Genomic DNA, 5,695 nt, shown 5'->3' with positions numbered 1-5,695 from the left:
TTCCGGACACCCTCTCCCTTATACGGTTATTATCTATTTTCACTTAAGGGATGTCCACTTTTTATTCTAACTACAAAACTACAGCTAGTTTGTGCAAAAGAGGCGATTTCGGCAAAATGTCTTTAATCTAAATGTAGTTTCTCCATTTACTTTAATCGCTTTCCACCATTCGCTTGAATTTAACTGCATAAAATACAGTTAATCATTTTCACCAACTAGAAATCAATAGTTTATTTCCCCCGGATTTTCCATTTTATTCTCACCATATCTTCTGTTCCTTTAGCAGCTCCAACAGATTGAATTTTTCTCTATCTAAGTTAATCTGAACTTTGCGAATCGCAGAGTGAAGAACAAACGACAAAGACAGACGAAAGTGCAGGTTTTTGGAAGGTTTTAGTCTAAATGCGCCGAAGACATACCAAAGTGCATTTGATTTTAGCCATTTAGCCTCCTTTTCTTGAATTTTTTACGTTGCACATCTCTTTGAAACATAGGGAGAGCATACACTTGATGCTATTTCACTCTTTTTCTGATAAATAAAACGGCGAACACGATAAGCAGCAATGCCAGCACTATGTATACCACATTTGAGTACATATCCATAAAACCTACAATGGTTCCCCATGCCCCCCCGACTGCAGCGCCAATATTAATTAGGACAACATTCCAAATGACCGTGCCCAAAGTTGTTAATAGTACAAAAATTCCGAAATTCATATGCGCCATTCCGGCTGGAATAGAGATCAGGCTTCGGATTAAAGGGATGAAACGGCAGAAAAATACCGTCCAAGCTCCATATTTTGAAAACCAATCATTCGCTTTATGAATATCCTTCTTCGTCAGTCTAAGAATAGATCCCCATTTCTCAACAATTTTTTCCAGTCTTCTAACATCTAAAAGTAACCCAATACCGTAGAGAATGATGGCCCCAGCCACCGATCCGACGCTGGAAGCTACGACTAAACCGAAAACACTTAATTTTGTATAAGTTGTCATAAAACCTCCGAACGTTAAAATAACTTCGGAAGGAATCGGAGGGAACAGATTCTCCAACATTATCAACATGAAAATCCCTATATATCCGAATTGCTCCATAATATTTGTAATCCAATTCTCCATTTATCTGCTCCTTCCACTGGTCACTTATAGTTTTATTCAAATACCTCTTTAAACTTTTGATAAATAGTGGCATCGATCAATTTATATAAGAAAAACATTCCAAGCAGCCCTATACTATAAGCGGCTAGTACATTTTCCACAGCTTCGATCACTAACGAATCCGGAAATAATGCCGTCTCCAATAACCAGGCCAAAATAATAGAAATCACGGTTATCGTTGTCCAACCGATTAAATAATAATGGGCACTCAAATTGAAGAACATTGTATTTTTAGATAATGATAAAAATTCTTTGACCTTGAACTGATTAATAGCTTCCCTCGCAGCCTCATCTTCGGTTTTACCTTGTTGAATCAAATCCTGGACATAATCTTCTAAATATGTTTGCAGCTCCAGTTTATCCTCTTCGCTCATGGCCAATTGATTTACGTACTTCTGTATGTCATTTTGTTTCTTGTACATACTGTTCAAGCGAACGTGGCTGATATAGTTCAGCACGCCCCAAAGAACCGCAATCGCAAACGAAAACCAATAACTAATATGTACCCATATCGGATCGTTTATATAGGTTTGGTCAAAATAATTGGATATTCCAAATAGTGCGGATGAACCGAGCAATACCCACCCATATTTAACATCACAGAGACTGAAAAGTTTCCGAATCTGTGGACTCATTGATTGCCCCCCCTTATAAAAATCGTTTAACTATTTCAGAGACCTTCTTCCAATCTTCTATAATATTATCCAGTAGTCGAATCCCTTCATCTGTAATCGCGTAGTATTTGCGCCTTCCGCCATGACTTTCATTTCCCCAGGAAGAGGATATGGCGCCCTGCTTTTCCAACCTTTTTAGCGATAAATATAATGTTGCTTCTTGAATTTCAAAATCACCCTCCGTTTTTTCCTTAATCGTTTTAGAGATTTCATAGCCGTAACTCTCTTTCTCCTTTACTACAGAAAGGATGAGAAGATCGATATTTCCTTTCAGCAATTCTTTATTCAACATCATACACATCCAATCGATTACTTAACATTATTAAGTACATTGTTATTGTAAGTTATTTTACTTAATATAACAAGGTACTCTTTAACATTAGTTATTTTTTTTATTGATTATCAACGGAATATATATGATGGAGCGCTCTATTATCGGCATTAGGGGAATCAAAAAAGGCTCCGGCAAAATTACTTTTGCTGAAGCCTTTAATAGTTGGAATATGTGCGCCTTCTGCCTTAACTTCCGGAAATAGAATATCTTTCTAATCCTCAATACGGATCCCCATATTCCTGGCTGTGCCGGCAATGATTCGCATGGCGCTTTCCAAGTTAGTCGTATTCAGGTCAGGCAGCTTGATCTCTGCAATTTGCCGCAATTCGTCCCGGGTAATGGACCCGGCGATGGTACGGCCCGGGGTGGCCGATCCCTTCTCTATTCCGGCGAACTGCTTGAGGAGGAAAGAGGCCGGCGGTGTTTTTAACGTAATATCGAACGACCGGTCCTCGTACACCTTGATCTCTGCAGGAATGACCTGGCCCGGCTTGCCTTTGGTCAATTCATTATACTGTGTGCAAAACTGCATCAAATGGATGCCGGTCGGGGCGAGATCCTTTCCCACTCTGGCGGGGTTCGCTTTCCCTGCCTCCAGCGCCAGTTTTACTATCCGTATTACTTCTTTAGCCATATGTGCTCACCTTTCTTTGTTTAACTATTAGGAATCGTCTGACAAACTCGAGTATAAAGATTTACGTAACGTTAATGTCAAGAACAGATCCCCAGGTGAGCACTCCCGTATTGGACTGTTTCGCTGTCCCTTTGGCTGTTATCCCATTCACTCAGAATCTTCCGTGAAGATTCGAACCACAGTCACTTTTGGATCCCTGTGTATATATGAATGGCATCTCGCAGAAATTTGGCGGCTCCCGGCTGCTTTTTATCATAATAAGCGGTGAACCGTTCGTCATCCACATACATTTGAGCCAGGCCGGCATGAGCCTCCGGGCTGTAGTCATCCCAATAAAACATTAGCCATTGTTTATGCAATGCGGCAGCCTTCTGCGCCAATTCTCCGGCAGAATCTCCGGTTCGAACGGCTTCGGCCAGAACATCGGTAATTTCCTCCGCAAGACGCATGGTCTCGTCATATTCTTCCTGCGACATATTCATCATCTTCCGGTTGGACCTGTCCACCGTCTCATCACCGTATTTCTCGCGCACCTCCTTGCCATATTTCTTCTCGTTCTCTTCAACCAGCTGCCGCTTGAAGCCTTCGAATTTTTCCTGATCTTTCATTTCTATTCTCCCTTCCTGCCAAGCCATCGTTTTCTCTACGTTGGCAATCAGCATATCTAACTGTTTTCTCTTCTCCAGAAGCTTCTGATGATGCTCCCGAAGGGCATTCCCTGCGTCAAAAGTCGGAGATGTAACAATTTCTTTAATGCAATTCAGATCGACGCCCAATTCCCGGTAGAACAAAATTTGCTGCAATCTGTCCACTTCCTTCTTCCCGTAAATGCGGTACCCCGAGGAGTTGATCCGGGCCGGCTTCAGAATGCCGATCTCATCGTAATAACGCAGTGTCCGTGAGCTGACGCCCGCCAATCTGCCAAGCTTCTGTACTGTGTATTCCATTGGCTCACCTCCTGACAATATCCACTCTACACCTTTACGTAACGTAAAGGTCAATACTTCTAGCTAAACTTTTATCTGTTCCATTTCTTTTTGTTCCATTCGTCCTTCAGCAGGAAGCTCTTCTCCAGATCAATCTCGTAAACATTCGCCAGAGCTATAACATAGTACAATACATCGCTTAATTCCTCTTCTATAGTACCTTTAATATTTCCAGTTGCAGAGCAGCGCGAATCTTTTCTTATCATTTCGGCTAATTCGCCAACTTCCTCTGTCAGCTTAAGAAAATAGTCGGTCTTCTTATCCGGTCGGTAATCGAATTGCTTAATATACTGTTGAAGATAAGATAGGGTAAGTTCCTGCTTCATCCTGCAGCCTCCATTTCAAATAAGTTGCCGTTCTTGCTGATAACCGCCCAATTGAATGAGCCGGCTTTATCACATAGCAAATAGTCCGATTGGTGCTGCTACTTCAGGTGTGTAGACGCTTAGAATAAACTGACCGGGGGCACTTCCCCATTTAGGTGCATAGGTGCGACTGGGCTACCCCGTTGGGTGCATAGGTGCTTAATCCGACTGGGGTTCCCCGTTGGGTGATCGGATAGCTAACTGGATTTCATCCAGTTAGTTTGCTCCTTCTAGATGAAAAACGAAAACTAAATGGAAAAAGCCCATCTATTTTCCACAAAAAGGGGGATATCAGCAAAAATCCTCCATTCTAAATGGAGTTCCATCTAGTCTAGTCACTTTGCGCCATTCGCTTCAATTTACCTGCATAAAATCCAGTTAGCTCCCCCAGGTTAGTTTGCCAACGAAACCATAACCTTATGGTTGATGTCGTATTCTAGCTGCACAACTTCAATAGCTATTCACCGAGTCATTGGCTGATTCCGGGTTGATATAGTTTCCGAATCCCGTACGAGATCCTGCATCTCGTGCTGAACCGTTTTCCCCATCAGAACGTCCCGGCTGCTCTCCGTTACCTTGCCTTGGCTCTTTCATCCCGTTCCTCCCCCCCATTATTGAGCAATGAACTAATTAGAGCCATAGTATAATAATCCGGGCTGCTAATGGGAGGCAATATGGTTTTTGATGATGTTGGAAACGGTTTTTTCGATGCTCAGTCGTTAAACCTTCCCATTAATATAGTGTTGTAGTAGTTTCCGTCAGATAGAATCTTGTCCTTTTTTAATACACCTTCCACTTCAAAGCCATATTTTTTATACAGCCTTATCGCTTTATCGTTCGTTTCAAGCACATTCAAAGCAATTTTCTTGATTCCATTGGAATCCGCCCAGTGAACAGATGCTTCCAGCAAGTTTTTTCCTATTCCAAATCCCCAATATTGCTGCAAAATACAAACTCCGAATTCTACTTTATGCGAAGTTCTTTTCAATGCGTTCCCTGCACATCTTGAAAAACCCGCAATTCGTCCATTAACTTCAGCCACTAACAACAGGCTGTTGATGCTTTCCGTATCCTCTTTAATGATTTTCTTAAACCCGGATTCATCGATGAATGCTTCGCCTTGTTCCCGGTCCAAAAACTCGGTTTCGCCATCTATCTGCAGCCTTACTTCAGACAAGTTTTTCGCATCGTCTTCTGCGGCGGACCTTATAATATAACGTAAATTATGTACGTGAAATTCTTTTGGATCTATTCTCACTGCAGTCACCCCACCTTCTAATCAAGCTTCTAAACAAAGGGCTAGAATAACCCCACAAAGTGACACATAGCCTTCGAAGCATATTCCGTCCGCACTCCAGCGGAGTCGGCGTCTAAACCTTCCTATAAACGCGGTCGATCTTCTTGCTTTACTTCGATAAAGCTTTATACAATACTTTGCGGGGAGCCCCGAAACTTATAAATTATTATTTACTCAACTTTCGCAGAGCGAAAATCGGCATAATTGCATGATGTGACTGAACTAACGGTGAATGTAATACTGAGGT

7 protein-coding genes are annotated in these 5,695 nt (G+C 41.9%); all 7 read right to left on the bottom strand.

The features are described 5' to 3' along the window. Positions 1–513: 513 nt before the first annotated feature. Entirely contained in the window at positions 514–1,119 is a 606-nt protein-coding gene (locus ACTHRH_RS25370; RefSeq protein WP_440418228.1) for a DedA family protein, read from the bottom strand. 32 nt (positions 1,120–1,151) lie between these two features. Next, positions 1,152–1,793 (bottom strand): permease prefix domain 1-containing protein, encoded by a 642-nt coding sequence (locus ACTHRH_RS25365; RefSeq protein WP_440418226.1) that lies wholly within the window; start codon positions 1,791–1,793, stop codon positions 1,152–1,154. A 13-nt stretch (positions 1,794–1,806) separates the two neighbouring features. Further along, positions 1,807–2,124: a PadR family transcriptional regulator gene (locus tag ACTHRH_RS25360; RefSeq protein ID WP_379289934.1), complete on the bottom strand. Its 318-nt coding sequence runs from the start codon at positions 2,122–2,124 to the stop codon at positions 1,807–1,809. Positions 2,125–2,377: 253 nt separating this feature from the next. Beyond that, entirely contained in the window at positions 2,378–2,800 is a 423-nt protein-coding gene (gene rplK / locus ACTHRH_RS25355) for a 50S ribosomal protein L11 (RefSeq protein WP_144940589.1), read from the bottom strand. 182 nt (positions 2,801–2,982) lie between these two features. Then, positions 2,983–3,747, bottom strand: coding sequence for a MerR family transcriptional regulator (locus ACTHRH_RS25350; protein WP_440418223.1), 765 nt, complete (start codon positions 3,745–3,747; stop codon positions 2,983–2,985). A 71-nt stretch (positions 3,748–3,818) separates the two neighbouring features. Beyond that, on the bottom strand, positions 3,819–4,112 hold the full coding sequence (locus tag ACTHRH_RS25345) for a MazG nucleotide pyrophosphohydrolase domain-containing protein (RefSeq protein WP_379289937.1): 294 nt from the start codon (positions 4,110–4,112) through the stop codon (positions 3,819–3,821). 751 nt (positions 4,113–4,863) lie between these two features. Continuing rightward, entirely contained in the window at positions 4,864–5,409 is a 546-nt protein-coding gene (locus tag ACTHRH_RS25340) for a GNAT family N-acetyltransferase (protein ID WP_440418221.1), read from the bottom strand. Between the last annotated feature and the right edge of the window lie 286 nt (positions 5,410–5,695).

It is taken from the genome of Paenibacillus sp. SAFN-117 (assembly GCF_051966115.1).
Classification (GTDB): Bacteria; Bacillota; Bacilli; order Paenibacillales; family NBRC-103111; genus Paenibacillus_L; species Paenibacillus_L residui.
Note: the sequence above shows the minus strand (reverse complement) of the source record. Positions and strands in the feature narration are given on the sequence as shown.